The sequence below is a fragment of the Janthinobacterium violaceinigrum genome, assembly GCF_009208555.1.
Classification (GTDB): Bacteria; Pseudomonadota; Gammaproteobacteria; order Burkholderiales; family Burkholderiaceae_D; genus Janthinobacterium; species Janthinobacterium violaceinigrum.
Window position 1 is genome coordinate 82,833 of the sequence record NZ_WFLI01000010.1, and the last position, 21,494, is coordinate 104,326.

The window sequence follows — 21,494 nt, forward strand, 5'->3', positions numbered from 1 at the left end:
ATCCGTCGTGGGATTTCCTCCCACCACTGCCAAGCGCGCCGGCTTTTTCTCGCGCCTGTTCGCCCCCCGCTGCGCCATGCCGGGCGAAGCGTTCGGCGCGCCGGGGCAGGGCAATTCCAGCCGCATCGCCACCGTCACCGTCATCGCCGTGCTCCTGCTGTGGTTTGGCGTAACGGCCAGCGGCATGGTCAAGCCGCTGTTCCTGCCGTCGCCGCAAGCCGTGTACGAGAAATTCATCATGGCGGCCACCACCGGTTTCGGCGGCGCCACCCTGTGGGAACACACGGTAGCCAGCCTGGTGCGCGTGTTCGGCGCCTTCGGCCTGGCCTGCCTGTTCGCCATTCCCGTCGGCGTGATGATGGGCGTCAACCGCGTGGCGCGGGGCATCTTCGATCCCTTGATCGAGTTCTACCGTCCGCTGCCGCCCCTTGCTTACTTGCCACTGGTTATCATCTGGTTCGGCATCGGCGAGTTTTCGAAGGTCTACCTGATCTTCCTGGCCATCTTTGCACCGATGGCGATTGCGGCCCGCGCCGGCGTCAGCTCTGTTTCACTGGAGCAAATCCACGCGGCCTACTCGATGGGCGCTACCCGTTTCCAGGTGATCGTGCACGTGATTTTGCGCGCGGCGATACCGGAAATCCTCACTGGCATGCGCATCGGCATCGGCGTGGGCTGGACCACCCTGGTGGCGGGCGAAATGGTGGCAGCCACGCGCGGCCTCGGTTACATGGTGCTGAGCGCCTCCGAGTTCCTGGCCAGCGATGTGGTGATCATGGGCATTATCGTGATCGGCTTCTTTGCTTTCCTGTTTGATTTGATGATGCGTTACCTCGAACGTACCCTCGTGCCATGGAAGGGCAAGGTGTAAGACGTTCCTGGGAGTGGCGCGCACGCCACAAGTGTTGCCGCCGCTCCCATTTTTTTAACCCGCCATACCCGTACTTACCCTCCAGCGCGCTTGCCCCTTGGCTGCCGCGCCGGGCCGCTGCATTTCCAGATTGACTTATGGAATGCGGCCAACCAGACTGATTCACACGATGTATCGATGCTGCTTGACGGTGTTGCCTAAATAAAACAAAGCCGCGCGGCAAGAACAAGCCGCAGCAGGCAGGGCGCACCGGGCTTCAGAGATTTTCAGGAGACAAAACATGATTAGCGAATCGCATAACAGTACCGGCTTGCAGCACTCGCTCAAGCAACGCCACATGAGCATGATCGCCATCGGCGGCGTGATCGGCGCCGGCCTCTTTGTCGGCAGCGGCGTCATCGCCAAGGCCGCCGGCCCGGCCGCCATCCTTTCCTTCCTGCTCACGGGCGGCCTCGTCGTCCTGATCATGCGCATGCTGGGCGAGCTGGCCTCGTCCCTGCCCGTGGTCGGCTCCTTCTACGAATATGCGCGCCTGGCCTTCGACGACAAGCCGAAAGTGTCGAAATTCCTCGGCTTCATGAGCGGCTGGATGTACTGGTATTTCTGGGTCGTCGTCGTGGCCCTGGAAGCCATCGCCGGCGCCAAGCTGGTCAACTTCTGGCTGCCCGACGTGCCATCGTGGTCGATCAGCCTCGTGTTGCTCGTGTCGATGACGGTGCTCAACTTGTTCTCGGTGAAAGCGTTTGGCGAATTCGAGTTCTGGTTCGCCTCGATCAAGGTGGTCGCCATCATCGTCTTCCTGTTCGTCGGTGCCCTGTTCATCACGGGCAGCTTGCCTAACAGCATCCCAACCCTGGGCTTTTTGACCAGCAATGGCGGCTTCATGCCCCACGGCTGGGGTCCCGTGCTCAGTGGCGCCGTCGCCGCCACGGCCTTTTATTCGGGCGCCGAGATCGTCACCATTGCCGCCGCCGAAACGTCGGACCCGGCCAAGGCCATCGCCCGCGCCACCAATTCCGTCATCACGCGCGTGCTGATGTTCTATGTGGGTTCCATGTTTGTCGTCGTCTGCATCGTGCCCTGGGATTCGCCGGCCATCGCCACGCCGTTCGTCAGCGCCCTGACCGTCATGAACATTCCGTACGCGGCCCACATCATGAACGCCATCATCCTGACGGCCGTGCTGTCAGCCTTGAATTCCAGCCTGTACGCCTCGTCGCGCATGATCTTTGCGCTGACGCGCCGCGGCGACGCGCCCACGGGCCTGGTGAAACTGAGCAAGAATGGCGTGCCCATCCGCGCCATCCTGTTCAGCACCTTGTTTGCCTACTTCGCCATTGCCGTCTCGTATGTGTCGGCCGACCTCGTGTTCCCGTTCATCGTCAATTCCTACGGCATCCTGATCCTGTTTGTCTACCTGCTCATTGCGATATCTCAATTGCGCCTGCGCCGCCGCCTGGAACGCGAATGCCCGGAACGCATCAAGGTGCGCATGTGGCTGTTCCCCTATCTGACGTATTTCACCATCATCGCCATGCTGGTGATTCTGGGCGCCATGAGCGTGTCGTCCGATACGGAGCAGCGCGTGTCGTTCTGGTTCGGCCTGTTGAGCGTGGTCATCATGAGCGTCATGTACTACATCAAGAAGCTGGTCAACGACGACCGCAACGGCGGGGAAGCGGCCGACACCAAAGTGGAGCTCAAACATGTCTGACACGACCTTGTTGCCCGCAGGCCGGCGCCGTTTCCTGCGCACGACGGCCGCCCTGGGCGCCGCCGCAGCGGCGGGGCCGGGCCTGGCCGCTTCCGTCACTTTGCCGTTTGAAAATGGCGAACGCGAACTGGTGGCCTTCCCGCAAAAGCGCCCGCTGATCCTGCTGACCAGCCGTCCGCCCCAGCTGGAAACGCCGTTCGGCGTCTTCAATGAAGGGGCGATCACGCCCAACGACGCGTTTTTCGTGCGCTACCACTGGAGCGGCTTGCCCACCAGCATAGACGGCGGCAGCTACCGCTTGCGCATCGCCGGCCTGGTCAAGACGCCGCTGGACTTGTCGCTGGCGGAACTGAAACAGCTGGCCGAGCCCGTCGACGTGGTGGCCGTGACGCAATGCTCGGGCAACAGCCGCGGCTTCTTTGCCCCGCGCGCGAATGGCGGGCAGCTGGGCAATGGCGCCATGGGCAATGCCCGCTGGACGGGCATCCCCCTGAAAACCGTGCTGGAAAAGGCGGGAATACAGCCTGGCGCCGTGCAGGTGGCTTTCAATGGCCTGGAAACGCCGCCCGTGGGCGACGGTCCCGACTTTCAAAAAGCCTTGTCGGTCGAGCACATCATGGCCGGCGACGTGATGCTGGCCTGGGCCATGAATGGCGAGGACATTCCCTTTCTCAACGGCTATCCGCTGCGCCTGATCGTGCCCGGCTATTACGGCACTTACTGGGTCAAGCACCTGAGCGACATCACGGTGCTGGACAAGCCCTTCGACGGTTTCTGGATGAGCACGGGCTACCGCATTCCCGACAACGGCTCCGGCTTCATCGAGCCGGGCGCGCCCGTGGGCAAGACGACGCCCATCAGCCGCCTCAACGTGCGCTCCTTCATTACCAGCGTGCAAGATGGCGCGCAGATCAAGGCGGGGCGCGACCTGGCCTTGCGCGGCATCGCCTTCGACAGCGGCCACGGCATCAGCGAGGTGACCGTGTCGCTGGACGGGGGCCAGAGCTGGCAGGAAGCAAGGCTGGGCAAGGACCTGGGGCGCTTTTCGTTCCGCGAGTGGACCATGGTCATGAAGGCGCCGCGCAAGGGCAAGCATGTGCTGATGGTGCGCGCCGTCAACCGCATCGGCCAGAGCCAGCCCATGAAAGCCCTGTGGAATCCCATGGGTTATATGCGCAACGTGGTGGAAACCACGCGCATCCAGGCAGTGTGAGGAGAATCAAATGCCGATAAGAACACTCGCCGCCGCCGTGGCCCTGATGCTGGCGGGCAGCGCGGGCGCGCTGGAAATCCACTTGCCGCCGGAAACGGCGGCGTATAAACCCAGCGACTTGCCTGGCTACCAGTTGGTGCAGCGCAACTGCATGACATGCCACGCGGCCCAGTATGCATCGAGCCAGCCGCCTGCCTCGCCGCGCGCCTACTGGGAAGCGACCGTGAAGAAGATGAAAAAGCCGTTCGGCGCGCAGTTTGCCGATGAAGACATGCCGGCCATGGTCGATTACCTGGTGAAAACCTATGGCGACGAGCGGGGCGCCGCAGCGCCTGCCGTGGCCAAAACCGCCGCAGCAGCTCCGGCTGCGGCTGCCAGCGGCAAGGATGTCAAGACCTTGCTGGCGGCGAATGGCTGCATGGCGTGCCATGCCCTCGACCAGAAAGTGGTCGGCCCCGGTTTTACCGAGGTGGCAGCCAGGTACAAGGGCAAGGATGGTGTTGCTGCCGTGGCGGCGAATATCCGCAATGGCGGCGCCGGCAAGTGGGGCCCCGTGCCCATGCCGCCGTTCAGCCAGCTCAGCGAAGCCGATGCGGCGACCCTGGCGAAATACGTGCTGTCCAGGTAGCGCCTGGCCGGATCAGCCCGGCACCATCTTTCATTTCCCCGCCTTCTTCGCAGCCACCCGGCATGCCAGCTCCGCGCTGACGTGCCGGCTGGGCCTCCCATTTTCTTCGCAGCGCTGACCATCGCGTGCCCGCAGTGGCATTGTCAAGTGATGGGTTTTAAACTCGCCGTATATTTTTAATATCTCATTTTTGCAAGAATGTGACATGCCAGCGTGCAGTACAAAAGTACTGAGCTGGAGGCATATCTTCATGTCGTAAAAATAACAATGTTTTATATTGCGATAATAATAATCCACCCTCCCTTTTTCCATGGTTTGGCCTGCGTGGAATAGCATCTTGGTAGTGGCAGACGGTCAACGTTGTTGCACAAAGACAACGAGTTTTTCTTTGAAACACAGCATTTTTAGGCCACTTCGCGGATGTTGGCGCTGTATGCATACGGGCTGCACCAATACGGTGAAAGAGACCCCCGGACAGGTATTTTCCCCTTCAATGGCGCGCTAAAATGGATCAATGTTGCTGATGGGAACTTTATTCTTTCATTGTCATTGTATTTAACATTGATATTAAAAAAGTATTTTCCATTCAGCTCTTGTATTCCCCGTCAGTGCAGCCGGAAGCGGCGAGCCTGGCGCGGGCGCGCCGCCTGAAAGGATGACCTTGAACACCAAATTACTTCCGCTGACCCTGTTGTTGATGATCCAGACCGCCTGGGCCGTCGATCCTCCTGGCGCCGGCAGCCAGTTGCAGCAGATTCCCGCCGCACCGCCGTTGCCGAAAGCGCCGCCCGCCATCCGTGTCCAGCAGGGCAACGTGCCCGCCACCACGGTGGGCGACACCACGCGCATCACCGTGCAGCGCCTGCAGATCACGGCGCCGCCAGTCTTCACCGAGAGCGAACTGGTGGCCGCCACGGGATTTACCGCAGGCAGCGAACTGACCCTGGGCGAGCTGCGCGCCATGGCGTCCAAAATTGCCAGCTATTACCAGAACCGCGGCTATTTCCTCGCGCAAGCCTATCTGCCCGCGCAAGATATCCAGGATGGCGTCGTCACGATCAACGTCTTGCCTGGCCAGTATGGCCAGGTACAACTGCGCAACCAGAGCAATCTGTCCAACGGCCTGGCCGGCACCGTGCTGGCGGGCCTGGACGGGCAGGCGATTGCCACGGCGCCGCTCGAGCGCCGCTTGCTGCTGCTGTCGGACTTGCCGGGTGTGCAGGTGAGCTCGACCCTGGCGCCGGGGGCGTCCTTGGGCGCGTCCGACCTGATCGTCGACGTGCAGCCGGGATCGCGGTTCAACGGCAGCATCGACCTGGACAACCAGGGCAACCGCTACACGGGCCGCAACCGCGTTGGCGCTACCCTGAACATCAATGAACTGGCCGGCATCGGCGACGTGGCCACCGTGCGCGCATTCACCTCGGCCGACGGCTTGAACTATGGCCGCCTGGCCTACCAGGGGCAGGCAGGCTTGCTGCGCCTGGGCGGCGCCTACACGTATATGGACTACAAGCTGGGCAAGGAATTTGCCGTGCTCGACGCCAAGGGAACGGCGAAGATCGCCAGCGCGTACGGCAGTTATCCGCTGGTCCGCTCGCGCAGCAACAACCTGTATGCGCAGGTCAGCTATGACGACAAGACTTTCCAGGACCGCACGGAATCGACGGGCAGCGTCAACGACAAGAAGGCCAAGGTGTGGATGCTGAATCTGAATGGCGACAGCAAGGATGGCTGGGGCGGTGGCGGCGCGAGCACGTATTCCGTCACGTACACCACGGGCAAGATCGATATCGAGACGCCGGTAGCGTTGCTGATCGACCAGTTGACGGTGAAGAGCAACGGCCACTTCAACAAGCTCGCCTTCAATGGCGCGCGCGTGCAAAGCCTGGGCGGCGAGACGAGCCTGTTCGGCACCCTCAGTGGCCAGGCCGCGTCGAAAAACCTCGACGTATCGGAAAAGATGGGCATCGGCGGCGTGGGCGGCGTGCGCGCCTATCCGGGCGGCGAGGCGTATGGCGACCAGGGTTATGTGTTGAACCTGGAACTGCGCCAGAACGTGACGGCGTTCACGGCCTTTCCCGGCCAGTTGCAGGTGCTGGCGTTTGCCGACACGGGCAGCGTCAAGCTGAACCGCGATGCCTGGAGCGCCGGCGAGAACCGCCGCACCCTGAGCGGGGCTGGTGTGGGCGCGACGTGGACGGGCGCCAACGCGCTCGTGCTGAAGGCGTATTACGCGCACAAGCTGGGCAATGCCAAGGCGACCTCGGCACCGGATGCGGCAGGCCGCTTCTGGCTGCAAGCCGTCAAGTACTTTTAAAAACCTACTGCGCGTCGCGATTTGCAGCTTGCGATGCTCACTGTGCGTGCGCACAGCTGCGCTTCTCAGCCGCAACTCACATCCGCTCGCTACGGTTTTTTAGATGTTGAAAATAAATTAAATCAAGATTATCAGGACACTGCCATGAACCGCATCTACCGCTCCATCTGGAACCAGGCCACCGGCGCTTACGCCGCCGTTTCCGAAAACGTCAAATCCGCCGGCAAGCGCTCGATGCCGGGCAGCAGCGGGGGCGGCGCGCATTTCGCCCTGACCAGCATGGCGGCGGCGCTGATGCTCGGGTATGGTTCCCTGGCCCTGGCGGGGCCGGCGGGCGGCACGGTGGTGGCGGGCCAGGCTTCCATCAATGGTACGCCGGGCAATACCGTGATCCAACAGGGCAGCCAGAACGCCGTCATCAACTGGGCCAGTTTTAATATCGGCAAGGGCGAATCGGTGCAGTTCCAGCAGCCCAACAGCAATGCGGTGGCCCTGAACCGCGTGCTGGGCAATGACGGCACGACCATCCTGGGCAACTTGTCGGCCAATGGCAAGGTGTTCATCGTCAACCCGAACGGCGTGCTGTTCGGCCACGGCGCGTCCGTGAACACGGCGGGCCTGGTGGCCTCGACCCTCGATATCAGCAACGCCGACTTCATGGCGGGCAAGTACCAGTTTGCCGGCAATGGCACGGGTAAAGTCTTGAACCAGGGCAGCATCAGCGCGCCGGGCGGCTATGTGGCCTTGCTGGGCGCTAATGTGTCGAATGAGGGCACGATCCAGGCCCGCCTGGGCTCGGTAGCCCTGGCGGCGGGCCGCGCCATCACCCTGGACGTGGCGGGCGATGGCTTGCTGAACGTGGCGGTGGACCGGGGCGCCGTGGGCGCGCTGGTCAATAACGGCGGCTTGATCCAGGCCGATGGCGGCAGCGTGGTCCTGACGGCGCAGGCGGCGGGCGACTTGCTGAAAACCGTCGTCAACAACACGGGCGTGATCGAGGCACACAGCATCGACACGCGCGGCGGCACGATCAAGCTGCTGGGCGACATGCAAAGCGGCACGGTGAACGCGGCGGGCACCCTGGACGCCAGCGCGCCGGAGGGCGGCAATGGCGGCTTCATCGACACCTCGGCCGCGCACGTGAAGATCGACGATGGTCTGAAGGTGACGACGGCATCGGCCAAGGGCTTGTCCGGCACCTGGCTGATCGATCCGACCGATTTCAATATCGCCGTTTCCGGCGGCGACATGACGGGCACTTTCCTGAGCAACTCCTTGAAATCGGGCAATGTGCAGATCCAGAGCGTCTCGGGCGGCAGCGGCACGCAGGGCAATATCAACGTCAACGACAACATCAACTGGACGGCCAACAAGCTGACCCTGACGGCGCAAAACAATATCAATATCAACAAGGCCATGCGCGGCGCGGGCACGGCCAGCCTGGCGCTCGAATATGGCCAGAGCGGGGTCGCCGCCGGCAATCTGTCCACCTACAACGTCAAGGCGGAAGTCGACCTGCCATCGGGTAACAATTTCAGCACCAAGCTGGGCAGTAACGGCAGCGTGACCGTGTATCAGGTGATCAACAGCCTGGGCGCTTTCAACAGCACGAGCGGCAACGATGTGCAGGGCATGCAGGGCAATTTGTCCGGCAACTATGTACTGGGCAGCAATATCGATGCCAGCGCCACGGGCAGCTGGGACATTGGCAAGGGATTTGTGCCCATCGGCAGCGCCGTGACGCCCTTCACGGGCAAGTTTGACGGCCTGGGGCATGAGCTGTATGGCTTGACCATCAACCGCCCCGAGATGCCGGTGGGGATGTTCGGCAACATCGGTACCGCCGGCAGCGTGCGCAACCTGAGCTTGAGCAATGTCAATATTTCGGGTTCGCAAGCCGTGTTCAGCGCCAGCTACACGGATATTGGCGCGCTGGCGGGGCGCAACAACGGCACCATCGAGAACGTGGCCAGCAGCGGCGCCGTGCATGGTTCCGGCTATATCAACATGGGCGCGCTGGTGGGCACCAATGCCGGCACGCTCAGCAACAGCCGCGCCGCCGGCACCGTCGTTGCCGGCGCGTATGGCGCCGCCGGCGGCCTGGTGGGCGTGAATGCGGCAGGCGGCTTGATCAAGGGCAGTTCCAGCGCCGTGGCCACCACCTCGGCCAATTATTTCGCCGGCGGTCTGGCAGTCTTCAACCGCGGCACGATCAGCGACAGCTACGCCACGGGCGCCATCAGCGTCGGCAGTGCTGGCGGCAGCTATGGCGGCGGCCTGGCCGCCATTAACGACGCCACCGGCGTGGTGACGAACAGCTATGCCACGGGCAATGTCACGGGTGTATCCGGCTTGGGCGGCCTGCTGGGCAGGATAGAGTCGGGCGGCACGGTCGATAACAGCTATGCCACCGGCAATGTGACAGGCACTGGCAATAACATCGGCGGCCTGGTCGGCTTGTCGTATGGCCCGATACGCAACAGCTACGCTACCGGCAATGTGACTGCCAATTCCACCGTGGGCGGTGTCGTCGGCTACAACCTTTCGACAATGACGAACGTCTATTACTCTGGCAAGCTCACGGCGGGGGGGGCCAGCGTCGGCATGATCGTCGGCGACAACAACGGCGGCACGGTGACGAATGCCTATTTCGACAAGAGCTTGAATGGCGCGATCGCCGCCATCGGCGTGACTGGCAACGCTGCCACCTCGAACGCGCTGGGCCTAACCAGTGCGCAGATGTTGCAAGGCAGTAATTTCGCAGGTTTCAATTTCACTAGCACTGCCGGTGCGGCGGGCAACAACTGGGTGATCGTCAGCGGCGATGGTTCCATCAATGGCGCGAGCGCCGGTACGCGCCCCATGCTGGCGTCGGAGTGGTCGAACACCATCAATTCCACGCACCAGCTGCAATTGATGGCAATGAACAAGGCCGCCAGCTACACGCTGGGCAGCAGCTTCAGCGCAGCCAGCACGGCGGCGAACGGCAACGATGTGTGGGGCGGTACGGGCTTTATTCCCGTCGGTACGGCAGGTTCGGCCTTCACGGGCAGCCTGGACGGCACCGGCCATATCATTTCCAGCCTGAACATCGCCAAGGCGGGCGCGAGCAACGTGGGCCTGTTCGGCGCCATCGGCAGCGGGGGCGTGGTGGCGAATATCGGCTTGTCCGGCGGCAGCGTAGCGGGCGGCACGAATGTGGGCGCCTTGGCCGGCAGCAATGCGGGCACGATCAGCGGCAGCTTTGCCACCAGCGGCGTGACGAGCACCTCCACCGGAGGTGGCCTGGTGGGCAGCAATACGGGCACGGTCGTAAACAGCTATGCCAGCGGCGCCGTGAGCGGCGGCGGCACCGTCGGCGGCCTGGTCGGCAGCAATGGCGGCAGCATCGCCACCAGCTACGCGAACGGCAGCGTGAGCGGTGTCAGCAGCGTGGGCGGCCTGGCAGGCGCCAATGCGGGCAGCGTCACGGGCAGCTACTGGGACACACAGAGCAGCAGCCAGGGGACCAGCGCGGGCGGCACGGCCATGACGACGGCGCAGATGAAAAACCTGTCGAACTACACGGGGGCGGGCTGGGAATTGGCGCAGATGTGGGTGGTCTACGATGGCCAGAGCGCGCCTTTCCTGCGCTCGTTCATGAAGCAGATCGCCGTGCGCGTTTCCTACGACAGCAAGGTGTATGACGGCGTGGCCTATGGGGGCGGCAGCAATAGCGTCACCTACTCGAACACGGTGGCAGGCGCCAGTCTGCTGGGCACGCCCGTGTATGCGGGCAATGCCACTGGCGCTGTCAACGCAGGAACGTATGGCGTGTCGGCCAGCGGCCTGTACTCGTCGGGCGGCCAGTCCGGCTATGCGATCAGCTATATTGATGGCGGCCTGGTGATTACGCCCAAGTCCGTAACCCTGAGCGGCGCGGCCGTGACGGGCAAGGTCTACGACGGCACGACCACGGCCTCCATCAGCGGTACCCTGAATGGCGTGCTGGCTGGCGACCTGGCCAATGTAAGTTCGGCCGTGAGCGGCACGTATGCGAGCAAGAATGCAGGCAGTAACATTGCCGTGACAACCAATGCCACCCTGGGCGGCAGCGCCGGCGGCAATTATGCGCTCGTACCTGTCGTTGGCTTGACGGGCAACATCGGCAAGGCCACCATCAGCGGCGTGACCGGCATCGTGGCCGGCAACAAGACGTATGACGGCAGCGCCGCCGCCAGCCTGAACACGGCAGGCGCCACGTTTGCGGGCATGGTAGGCGGCGACAGCTTGACGGTGTCGGGCGCCAGCGGCAGCTTTGCCGACAAGAATGCGGGCAACGGCAAGGCCGTCAGCATCAGCGGTATTGTTCTGGGCGGCCTTGACGCGGGCAATTACAACTTGACGGGCACGACGGCCAGCAGCGCAGCCGATATCAGCAAGGCCAACATCACGGGCGTGGCGGGCATCGTGGCCGGCAACAAGGTGTACGACGGCAGTGCCGCCGCCAGCCTGAACACGGCAGGGGCCACGTTTGCGGGCATGGTGGGCGGCGACAGCCTGACGGTGTCGGGCGCCAGCGGCAGCTTCGTCGACAAGAATGCCGCCAACGGCAAGACGGTCAATGTCAGCGGCATGAGCTTGGGCGGCACGGACGCCGATAACTATAATTTGCTCAGCAGCACGACCAGCACGACGGCCAACATCAGCAAGGCCACCATTGCCAGCGTCGGCGGCATCGTGGCTGGCAACAAGACGTATGATGGCACTGCCGCCGCCAGCCTGAACACGGCGGGCGCCACGTTTGCCGGCATGCTCGGTGGCGACAGCTTGACGGTCTCGGGCGCCAGCGGCAGTTTTGCCGACAAGAATGCGGGCAATGGCAAGGCCGTCAGCATCAGCGGTATTGTTCTGGGCGGCCTTGACGCGGGCAATTACAACCTGACGGGCACCACGGCCAGCAGCACAGCCGATATCAGCAAGGCCACCATCAGCGGCGTGGCCGGCATCGTCGCCGGCAACAAGGTGTATGACGGCAGCGCCGCCGCCAGCCTGAATACGGCAGGCGCCACGTTTACGGGCATGGTGGGCGGCGACAGCTTGACGGTGTCGGGCGCCAGCGGCAGCTTTGCCGACAAGAACGCGGGCAATGGCAAGACGGTCAATGTCAGCGGCATCACCTTGGGCGGCACGGATGCCGGCAACTACAACCTGACCAGCAGCACGGCCAGCAGCAGCGCGAATATCAGCAAGGCCAACATCAATGGCGTGACCGGCATTGTTGCTGAAAATAAAGTGTATGACGGCAATGCCACTGCCAGCCTGAATACGGCGGGCGCCGCATTTGCGGGCATGGTGGCCGGCGACAGCTTGAGCGTGTCAGGCGCCAGCGGTAGTTTTGCCGACAAGAATGCGGGCAATGGCAAGGTGGTCAGCATCAGCGGCATCGCGCTGGGCGGCACGGATGCGGGCAACTACAACCTGACCGGCACCACGGCCAGCAGCAGTGCCGATATCGGCAAGGCCACCATCGCCAGCGTGAGTGGCCTGGTGGCTGGCAACAAGGTGTACGACGGTAACATGACCGCCAGCCTGAACACTGCAGGCGCCGCTTTCAGCGGCATGGTGGCCGGCGACAACCTGACGGTGTCCAACGCGGTCGGCACGTTCAGCGACAAGAACGCGGGCAATGGCAAAGTCGTCAATGTCAGCGGCATCGTGCTGGGCGGCACGGATGCGGGCAATTACAACCTGGCCAGCGACACGGCCGCCAGCAGTGCGAATATCAGCGCCAAGGCGTTGACATTGACGGGCTTGAGTGGCGGCAATAAAGTCTACGATGGCACGGCCAATGCGAGCCTGACCGGCGGCACCTTGAATGGCCTGGTCAACGCGGAAACTCTGGCCTTTATCGTCCAGGGTGCAAGTTACAGCGACAAGAACGCGGGCACGGGCAAGACCATTACGGTTGGCGGCGTGACCTTGAACGATGGCACCGGCCTGGCCAGCAACTACACGCTCAGTGCGCCTGCCAGCCTGACGGGCGATATCACGAAGGCAACGATTTCCGGTATTAGCGGTTTGACTGCCTTGGACAAGGTCTATAACGGCAACCTCAACGTCAGCCTCAGTCCCAGCCTGGCTGTCATCAATGGCAAGATTGCGGGCGACGACGTGCAATTGTTCAGTGCGAACGGGGCGTTCACGGATAAGAACGTGGGAAGCAACAAGACCGTCAATATCACCAATATTGCCCTGTCCGGCAGCGACCTGGGAAATTACAATTTCATCAACAACACGGCCAGCGCCACGGCCAGTATCAGGCCCAAGGCAGTCACGCTCTCCGGTGTGACGGCGGGCAATAAGGTCTACGATGGCACGACGGCGGCCGTGTTGTCGGGCGGAACCTTGAGCGGCATGGTCGCGGGTGAAACGCTGGGCTTCAGCGGCGGCGTCGGGACCTTCAGCGACAAGAACGCGGGCACGGGCAAGCTGGTCACGATCAGCGGTACTGTCTTGCAGGATGGCACTGGCCTGGCCAGCAATTACACCTTCACCAGCCCAGGCAATGTGAGCGCCAACATCGGCAAGGCAAGCATCAGCAGTGTGACGAACGTGGGCGTCAATAACAAGACTTACGACGGCCTGGCGGATGCCACGCTCACGGGCGTGGCCACCTTCAATGGCAAGATCGGCAACGATAGCCTGACGTTGTCCGGCAGCGGTGCCTTTGGCGACAAGAATGCGGGCAATGGCAAGACTGTCAATGTCAGCGGCATCACCCTCGGTGGCGCGGACGCGGGCAACTACACCCTGGCCAGCACGACGTCCAGCAGCGTGGCCGATATCACGCCGAAAGCCCTGACGGTGACGGGCCAGGTGGCGGGCAACAAGGTCTACGACGGCAATGCGGTGGCGCAACTTACCGGCGGCAGCCTGAGCGGCCTGGTGGGCGACGAAACCCTGGGCATCGGCGGCCAGACGGCCGCGTTCAGCGACAAGAACGCGGGCAGTGCGAAGGCCGTGACGGTCAGCGGCACCACCTTGCTCGACGGCTCCGGTTCGGCCAGCAATTACACGGTCAGCAACCCGACGGGCTTGACGGCCAGCATCACGCCGAAAGCCCTGACGGTCGTGGGCCAGGTGGCGGGCAACAAGGTCTACGACGGCAATGCGGTGGCGCAACTCATCGGCGGCAGCCTGGCCGGCCTGGTGGGCGACGAAACCCTGGCCATCGGCGGGCAGACGGCCGCGTTCAGCGACAAGAATGCGGGCAGTGCGAAGGCCGTGACGGTCAGCGGCACCACCTTGCTCGACGGTTCCGGTTCGGCCAGCAATTACACGGTCAGCAACCCGACGGGCTTGACGGCCAGCATCACGCCGAAAGCCCTGACGGTCGTGGGCCAGGTGGCGGGCAACAAGGTCTATGATGGCAATGCGGTGGCGCAACTCATCAGCGGCAGCCTGAGCGGCCTGGTGGGCGACGAAACCCTGGCCATCGGCGGGCAGACGGCAGCGTTCAGCGACAAGAATGCGGGCAGTGCGAAGGCCGTGACGGTCAGCGGCACCACCTTGCTCGATGGTACTGGGGCGGCCAGCAACTACACGGTCAGCAACCCGACGGGCTTGACGGCCAGCATCACGCCGAAAGCCCTGACGGTGACGGGCCAGGTGGCGGGCAACAAGGTCTACGACGGCAATGCGGTGGCGCTACTCACCGGCGGCAGCCTGAGCGGCCTGGTGGGCGACGAAACCCTGGCCATCGGCGGCCAGACGGCAGCGTTCAACGACAAGAATGCGGGCAGTGCGAAGGCCGTGACGGTCAGCGGCACCACCTTGCTCGACGGCTCCGGTTCGGCCAGCAACTACACGGTCAGCAATCCGACGGGCTTGACGGCCAGCATCACGCCGAAAGCCCTGACGGTCACGGGCCAGGTGGCGGGCAACAAGGTCTACGACGGCAATGCGGTGGCGCAACTCACCGGCGGCAGCCTGGCCGGCCTGGTGGGCGGCGAAACCCTGGCCATCGGCGGCCAGACGGCGGCCTTCAGCGACAAGAATGCGGGCAGTGCGAAGGCCGTGACGGTCAGCGGCACCACCTTGTTCGACGGCTCCGGTTCGGCCAGCAACTACACGGTCAGCAACCCGACGGGCTTGACGGCCAGTATCACGCCGAAAGCCCTGACGGTCACGGGCCAGGTGGCGGGCAACAAGGTCTACGACGGCAATGCGGTGGCGCAACTTATCGGCGGCAGCCTGAGCGGCCTGGTGGGCGACGAAACCCTGGCCATCGGCGGCCAGACGGCAGCGTTCAGCGACAAGAATGCGGGCAGTGCGAAGGCCGTGACGGTCAGCGGCACCACCTTGTTCGACGGCTCCGGTTCGGCCAGCAACTACACGGTCAGCAACCCGATGGGCTTGACGGCCAGCATCACGCCAGCATCGATCAGCGCCATTGCCGGTATCGTGGCAGCGAACAAGGTGTACGACGGCAGCACGGCGGCCAGCCTGAACCTGGCGGGGGCCAGCTTCAATGGCATGGTGGCCGGCGATGCCTTGAGCCTGGCCAGCGGCCCCGTCGTCGGTACATTCGGCGACAAGAATGCCGCAGCGGGCAAGACCGTGACCATCAGCGGTCTGGGCCTGGGCGGCGCCGATGCGGGCAACTATGTACTGGCCAGCAACCTGGCCAGTACCACGGCGGATATCACGCCCGCCACCCTGACGGTCAGTGCCAGTGCCCTCAACAAGGTGTATGACGCCACCACGAATGCCGTGGTCACGCTGCGCGACAACCGCATCGGCAATGATCAGCTGAGCATTGCCAGCAATGGCGCCAGCTTCGGCGACAAGAATGCGGGCTTGGGCAAGACGGTGACGGTGGCCGGCATACGCCTGAGCGGCGCGGATGCGGGCAATTATGTGGTCAACAGCACCGCCAGCAGCACGGCCACGATTGCGCAGGCAGCGCTGACGGTGAAGGTCGACAACGCTGAAAAAGACCAGGGACGCGCCAATCCCGACTTCAGCGCCGTCTACAGCGGCTTGCTCGGTGGCGACACGCTGGCCGCTGAAGTGAGCGGCAAGCTGGTGTTCAGCACGCCGGCGACGACGGCTTCCGCGGCAGGCAACTATCTGGTATCGGCATCGGGCCAGGCGTCGAACAACTATGCGCTGAACTATGTTGACGGCGTGTTGAAAGTCAAGCCGACGGAAGCGTTGCAAAGCGCTGTCGCGAGCGTGATTGCGGCTGTCGCCGTGGCGCCGTCGCAAGGCAATATGGTGCAGGCCGACATGATCGCCAGTGGCGAGGCAGCGCCAGGCAAGTCCTCCGTTACGCAGGAGGCGCCGCGCGAGGCAGAGCAGGGCGCCGCAGGCAGCGCACCGGTGGTGCAGCTGGCGGGCAATGTGGTCGGCAATGTCTTGCCGGGCCTGCGCCTGAGCGTGGTCGATAGCGGGCTGCGCTTGCCGGCCGAGGCTGCTGGCGGCCCGCGCCAGGACAGCCAGTAAGGCACGCTGCGTCTCCCAGCGGGGACGGGGAAATGCCGCTTCGTGTTTCGAAGCGGCATTTTTTTATGCCGCCGCGCCGTTGCAACACTCATATAATTGCTGCACCATCCTGTTTTCCTTCAGAAGCGCAGCGCTGAACAGAAAGTACATCGCATGACATCCAATTTCATCGGCGTGGCCGGCCTGCCGCGCGCCGGCTCTACCTTGCTGTGCCAACTGCTGGCGCAGCATCCCGACCTGCATTGCGAAGGCAATAGTTCCCCCCTGTGCAATGCCTTGCTGGGCATGCGGCGCATGGTCAGCGACGATGCCTTCTTCCTGTCGCAACTCGATACGACATTCGAGACCAGCTACGGCCACCTGAAGACGGCCATGCAGGGTTTCTTGCGCGGCTGGTATCGGGACTGCGACAAGCAGGGCGTGGTCGACAAGAACCGCGCCTGGCTGCACTGTGTGGAAATGCTGCTGCAACTGGCGCCGGAAGCGAAAATCATCGTCTGCGTGCGCGAACTGGGGCAAGTTTACGGCTCCATCGAGGCGCAGCACCAGCGCACCATCCTGCTCGACTTCGTCGATCACCTGGCCGACTTCGACCGCCTTGGGCGGGCGGACATGCTGTTTGCCAAGGATCGCACCATCGGTGCCCCCTTGAGTTCGCTGCAGGCCGTGCTGGACCTGCCCATCGAGGTACAGCAGAAACTGTATTTCGTGCGCTTCGAAGACTTGATGGCGCGGCCCGTGGAATGCATGTCGCACCTGTACGCATGGCTGGGGCTGGCACCATTCCAGATCGACCCGCAGGCGCTGGCAGTGGGCATCCAGGAAAGCGACAGCCACTACCGCATGAAATACACGCACCGCCAGCAAGCCACCATCAGTGCGCCCAAGCAGCATGCGATTCCACCGCGCATCCAGGCGCAAATCGAAAGCGCGTATGGCTGGTTTTATGAGCTGTATTACCCGGAAATAGTGCAATCGGCGCCGAAACCGGCCTGATTCTGGCGCGGCAGTGCTAATACCACTTGCCGCGCCATCGCTTGCGCGGTATTGCCGGTAGCGCTCGCGGAATCTTCCTTTTTTTCCCTCCCCATTCTTCGCCTGTCACGGCGTGGCAAGACCGCCTGAAGTCACTGGTATTGTAAATAACAGCGTTATGCAAAACCACTTGACTACCAATTTTTAGCGTCGCATTCTCTGTGCAGAAAGCCGACGCTTCGCTGTGCTTTCTTTACGTACAACATAAAAAGCTACTTCGATAGTTTTCGTATAACGTTCAGGAGACATTGTGAAGACACGGCAAATTAGCCGGCTGGCCTCGCCTTTGATGGCTGGCCTGCTGGGCAGCGCGCTGCTCGCTTGCGGCGGCAATTCCACCACCGAACCCCCATCGACCCTGCTGGCCGTCACGGCCGCCAGCGACAGTTGCGCGGCCTGGAGCGCCAGCGCCGTCTACACGGCAGGGCAGTGCGCCGTCTATGACGGCAAGGTGTACCGGGCCAAATGGTGGGTGCAGGGCACGGCGCCGAACAACGACCAGTGGGGACCGTGGAGCCTCGATACCACCACACCCACCCCGACGCCAACGCCGACACCCACTCCAACACCGACGCCGACGCCGACGCCCACTCCAACGCCGACACCGACGCCAGGCGTCCCCACCAGGGCCCAGGCCGAGGCCAACGAGGCGGCGCTGACGAACAACGATTTCTTCCGCAAGGTCAAGGCGTCGATCCGCACCCTGGGCAATGCGGCCGTCGAGGCCGTGCAGCCTGGCCTGGCCAGCAATCCCCTCAACGTCAAGCGCGTCGAGCGCCTGCTGCCGGCGGCGAAGTGGGATTACTATTTTGCCGCGCGCGACGCCAGCTACACCTACCAGCGCTTCCTGCAGGCCGTGGCCAAGTTCCCCGCCGTGTGCGACGACTACAGCGACGGGCGCAATGCGGACGCCATCTGCCGCCACAGCCTGGCCACCATGTTTGCCCACTTCGGGCAGGAAACGGGCGACCACAACGCGAGCAGCCCGCTGCCGCAATGGCGCCAGGGCTTGAAGTATTTGCGCGAGCTGGGCTGCGACGAAACGGGCGCCGGCTGCGGCTACAACGTCGAGTGCGCCGACCCCGTCTTCAACAAGGTCTGGACCTGCGGCACGAATGCCGACGGCAGCTTCAAGAAATACTTTGGCCGCGGCGCCAAGCAGCTGTCGTACAACTACAACTACGGCCCCTTCTCGCAAGCCATGCATGACGGCGACCAGTCCGTACTGCTGAAAAACCCGGACCTGGTGGCCTCGACCTGGCTGAACCTGGCCTCGGCCACGTTCTTCTTTGTCTATCCGCAACCGCCGAAGCCGTCGATGCTGCACGTGCTCGACGGCACGTGGGTGCCGAACGCGGCCGATACGGCGGCCGGCGCGGGCAATAACTTTGCCACCACCATCATGATCATCAATGCCGAATGCGGGCAGGGCACGGAAAAGCAGGCCGCGCAAAACCGCATCGATTACTACAAGCAATTTGCCACGGACATGGGCTGGAATTATTCCGGCGAACAATTGTCGTGCGCCAATATGCAGCGTTTCACCCCGGCCAGTTCCGCTTCCTACAACATCTATTGGGAAAAGAACTGGAGCGCCGGTGGCGACAACCAATGCCAGCTGGTCAGCTATCAAACCCCGTACAGCGCCTTGCAGGCGGGGAACTACGTGAAATGCGTGGAAGCCAACTGGAATGTGAAGTTGCAGTAGCAGTAAAGCAGCAAATGCCAGCCAGGGATAACAGTTGACAAGAGCCCCACGAGGGGCCTGCAACAAGCTCGCAATGTACTAGCTGTACAAACCATAATGGAGACAGACACCACATGAAATCGAATGCATTATTGATGGCCCTGCTTAGCGGCGTGCTCGTCGCTTGCGGCGGGGGCCAGGATGGCACCACCGCCACGCCGAACAGCCTGCACGCCACCGTCGACGCTTGCGCCGTCTGGGATGCCGCCACCGTCTACACGGGCGGCCAGTGCGTGACTTACCAGGGCGTCACCTACAAGGCCAAGTGGTGGACGCAGGGCAATGTCCCCAGCGCCAACGACCAGTGGGGACCTTGGGCCGTGACGGATACGCCGACCCCGACCCCGACACCAACGCCGACACCAACGCCGACACCAACGCCGACGCCGACGCCGACGCCAACACCAACGCCGACCCCGACACCGACCCCAACGCCGACCCCGACCCCGACCCCGACACCAACGCCGACGCCGACGCCCACGGCTTGCCGTCCCGACGGCTTGATCTCGGCCGTGCCGAATGTGCCTTATTGCAAGGTGTACGACGCGAATGGCCGCGAAGTGCTGGGCAATGGCTTGAACCGGCGCATCGTCGGCTATTTCGCCAGCTGGCGCACGGGCGTCGATGGCAGTCCCACGTATCTGGTGAATAACCTGCCGTGGGACAAGATCACCCACCTGAACTATGCGTTCGCCACCGTCGATGCAGCCACGTCGAAGATCGCCATCGGCAGCGGCGCGGCCAATCCCGACACGGGCCTCACGTGGCCGAACGTGCCGGCCGCCGCCATGGACCCGTCCTTGCCGTACAAGGGCCACTTCAACCTGCTGTCGCAATACAAGAAGAAGTATCCGGGCGTGAAACTGATGATTTCCGTGGGCGGCTGGGCCGGCAGCGGCGGCTTCTACACGGCCACGACGAATGCGGACGGCAGCGTGAACACGGCCGGCATCAATACCCTGGCCGATTCCATGGTGGCGTTCGTGCGCCAATACAACTTCTTCGATGGCGTCGATGTCGATTACGAACATCCGACCACCAACAATGAAGCGGGCAATCCGAACGACTTCGCCGTCTCGAAACCGCGCCTGGCGGGCCTGATGACGAGCTACAACGTGCTGCTGAAAGTGCTGCGCCAGAAGCTCGACGAAGCCGCCGTGCAGGACAACAAGTATTACCTGCTGACCATCGCCGGTTCCGCCTCGGGCTGGGTCTTGCGCGGCGAGGAAAACATGTCGGGATTGAAATATCTCGATTACGCCAGCCTGATGTCGTATGACTTGCACGGCGCGTGGAACCAGTACGTGGGACCGAACGCGGCGCTGTTTGACGACGGCAACGACGGTGAATTGCGTGCCGGTAATGCCTACCAGTTCCAGAACATCGGTTACCTGAACACGGACTGGGCCTACCGCTACTACCGTGGCGCCATGCAGGCGGGGCGCATCAATATCGGCGTGCCGTTCTATACGCGGGGCTGGAAGGATGTGACGGGCGGCACCAACGGCCTGTGGGGTACGACGCCGTTGATCAGCTCCACGGTCACGTGCGCCGGCACCAAGACGTGCGGCACGGGCGCCACCGGCATCGACAACGTGTGGTTCGACCTGGACTCGCAGGGCAAACCGACGCCCGGCGGCGGCAACCCCATCTGGCATGCGCTGAACTTGCAGAACGGTATCGTGCCGAGCTACCTGGACGCGTATAAAGTCACGGACAAGGCGCTGGTGGGTACCTATGTGCCGTACTACAGCAGCACCATGGTGGCGCCGTGGCTGTGGAATGCGACCAAAAAAGTGTTCATTTCCACGGAAACCACGCAATCGATCGCGGCCAAGGCCCAGTACATCGTCAACAACAACATTGGCGGCGTGATGATCTGGGAAATGGCGGGCGACTATGCCTGGGATGCCACGCGCAATGGCGGCAAGGGCGAGTATTTCATGGGCACCACCCTGACGGACGTGCTGTACCAGGCCTTCCGCACGGCTGGCGTGTATGGCAACAAGCGCGCCGAAATCGCCATGCCGGGCACGGCGGCCAACGTCAGCATCACCCTTGGTGGCTGGAAGCTGGGCGATAACAACTTCCCCATCAACCCGGTGATGACGGTGAAGAACAACACGACGACCACCTTGCCGGGCGGCACCGTGGTGGAATTCGACTATCCCGTTTCCGCGCCATCGGACATGAGCGACCAGTCGGGCTTCGGTTTGACGGTGATCAATGCCGGCTACACGGGGCCGAACAATATCGGCGGCTTCACGAAGAACTACAACCGGGCCCGCTTTGCGATTCCGGCCTGGCAATCGCTGGCGCCGGGCGGCTCCGTGGCGCTGACCTTGAACTATCGTTTGCCGATCTCGGGACCGGCCAACTACACGGTCACCGTGGGCGGCACCAAGTATGCGCTGACGCAGGAGTATCCGGAATTGCCGGTGGCGCTGCCGTAAGGTTGCTGATGTCGTAAAGTAAAA

Annotated in this window: 9 protein-coding genes; all 9 read left to right on the forward strand. The window is 63.0% G+C overall.

Translation table 11 applies throughout. The annotated features are described in order from the left end of the window. The first annotated feature begins 76 nt into the window (after window positions 1–76). The 9 genes from GCN75_RS11030 (at window position 77) to GCN75_RS11070 (ending at window position 21,470) form a co-directional block, all read left to right on the forward strand. On the forward strand, window positions 77–871 hold the full coding sequence (locus GCN75_RS11030; protein ID WP_058049276.1) for an ABC transporter permease subunit: 795 nt from the start codon (window positions 77–79) through the stop codon (window positions 869–871). A gap of 280 nt (window positions 872–1,151) precedes the next feature. Further along, window positions 1,152–2,585 carry an amino acid permease gene (locus tag GCN75_RS11035; RefSeq protein ID WP_152282567.1) on the forward strand — a complete coding sequence of 478 codons (1,434 nt, stop codon included), beginning with the start codon at window positions 1,152–1,154 and terminating at the stop codon, window positions 2,583–2,585. Then, entirely contained in the window at window positions 2,578–3,798 is a 1,221-nt protein-coding gene (gene sorA / locus GCN75_RS11040) for a SorA family sulfite dehydrogenase catalytic subunit (RefSeq protein WP_152282568.1), read from the forward strand. Before GCN75_RS11035 ends, sorA begins: the two co-directional genes overlap by 8 nt. Window positions 3,799–3,808: 10 nt before the next feature. Further along, window positions 3,809–4,426, forward strand: coding sequence for a SorB family sulfite dehydrogenase c-type cytochrome subunit (gene sorB / locus GCN75_RS11045; RefSeq protein ID WP_152282569.1), 618 nt, complete (start codon window positions 3,809–3,811; stop codon window positions 4,424–4,426). A 661-nt stretch (window positions 4,427–5,087) separates the two neighbouring features. Then, window positions 5,088–6,746 (forward strand): ShlB/FhaC/HecB family hemolysin secretion/activation protein, encoded by a 1,659-nt coding sequence (locus GCN75_RS11050; protein ID WP_226941290.1) that lies wholly within the window; start codon window positions 5,088–5,090, stop codon window positions 6,744–6,746. 144 nt (window positions 6,747–6,890) lie between these two features. Beyond that, window positions 6,891–16,235, forward strand: a complete 9,345-nt coding sequence (locus tag GCN75_RS11055) for a YDG domain-containing protein (protein ID WP_193317461.1) — start codon at window positions 6,891–6,893, stop codon at window positions 16,233–16,235. 153 nt (window positions 16,236–16,388) lie between these two features. Continuing rightward, window positions 16,389–17,231: a sulfotransferase family protein gene (locus GCN75_RS11060; RefSeq protein WP_152282572.1), complete on the forward strand. Its 843-nt coding sequence runs from the start codon at window positions 16,389–16,391 to the stop codon at window positions 17,229–17,231. Window positions 17,232–17,520: 289 nt separating this feature from the next. Continuing rightward, window positions 17,521–18,978 (forward strand): glycoside hydrolase family 19 protein, encoded by a 1,458-nt coding sequence (locus GCN75_RS11065; RefSeq protein WP_226941292.1) that lies wholly within the window; start codon window positions 17,521–17,523, stop codon window positions 18,976–18,978. A gap of 113 nt (window positions 18,979–19,091) precedes the next feature. Next, window positions 19,092–21,470: a chitinase C-terminal domain-containing protein gene (locus tag GCN75_RS11070; protein ID WP_152282573.1), complete on the forward strand. Its 2,379-nt coding sequence runs from the start codon at window positions 19,092–19,094 to the stop codon at window positions 21,468–21,470. Window positions 21,471–21,494 lie beyond the last annotated feature (24 nt).

Coding starts and splice junctions, on each gene's coding strand:
- GCN75_RS11060 (WP_152282572.1), top strand. CDS start 16,389: ATGACATCCAATTTCATCGGCGTGGCCGGCCTGCCGCGCGCCGGCTCT.
- sorB (WP_152282569.1), top strand. CDS start 3,809: ATGCCGATAAGAACACTCGCCGCCGCCGTGGCCCTGATGCTGGCGGGC.
- sorA (WP_152282568.1), top strand. CDS start 2,578: ATGTCTGACACGACCTTGTTGCCCGCAGGCCGGCGCCGTTTCCTGCGC.
- GCN75_RS11055 (WP_193317461.1), top strand. CDS start 6,891: ATGAACCGCATCTACCGCTCCATCTGGAACCAGGCCACCGGCGCTTAC.
- GCN75_RS11030 (WP_058049276.1), top strand. CDS start 77: ATGCCGGGCGAAGCGTTCGGCGCGCCGGGGCAGGGCAATTCCAGCCGC.
- GCN75_RS11070 (WP_152282573.1), top strand. CDS start 19,092: ATGAAATCGAATGCATTATTGATGGCCCTGCTTAGCGGCGTGCTCGTC.
- GCN75_RS11035 (WP_152282567.1), top strand. CDS start 1,152: ATGATTAGCGAATCGCATAACAGTACCGGCTTGCAGCACTCGCTCAAG.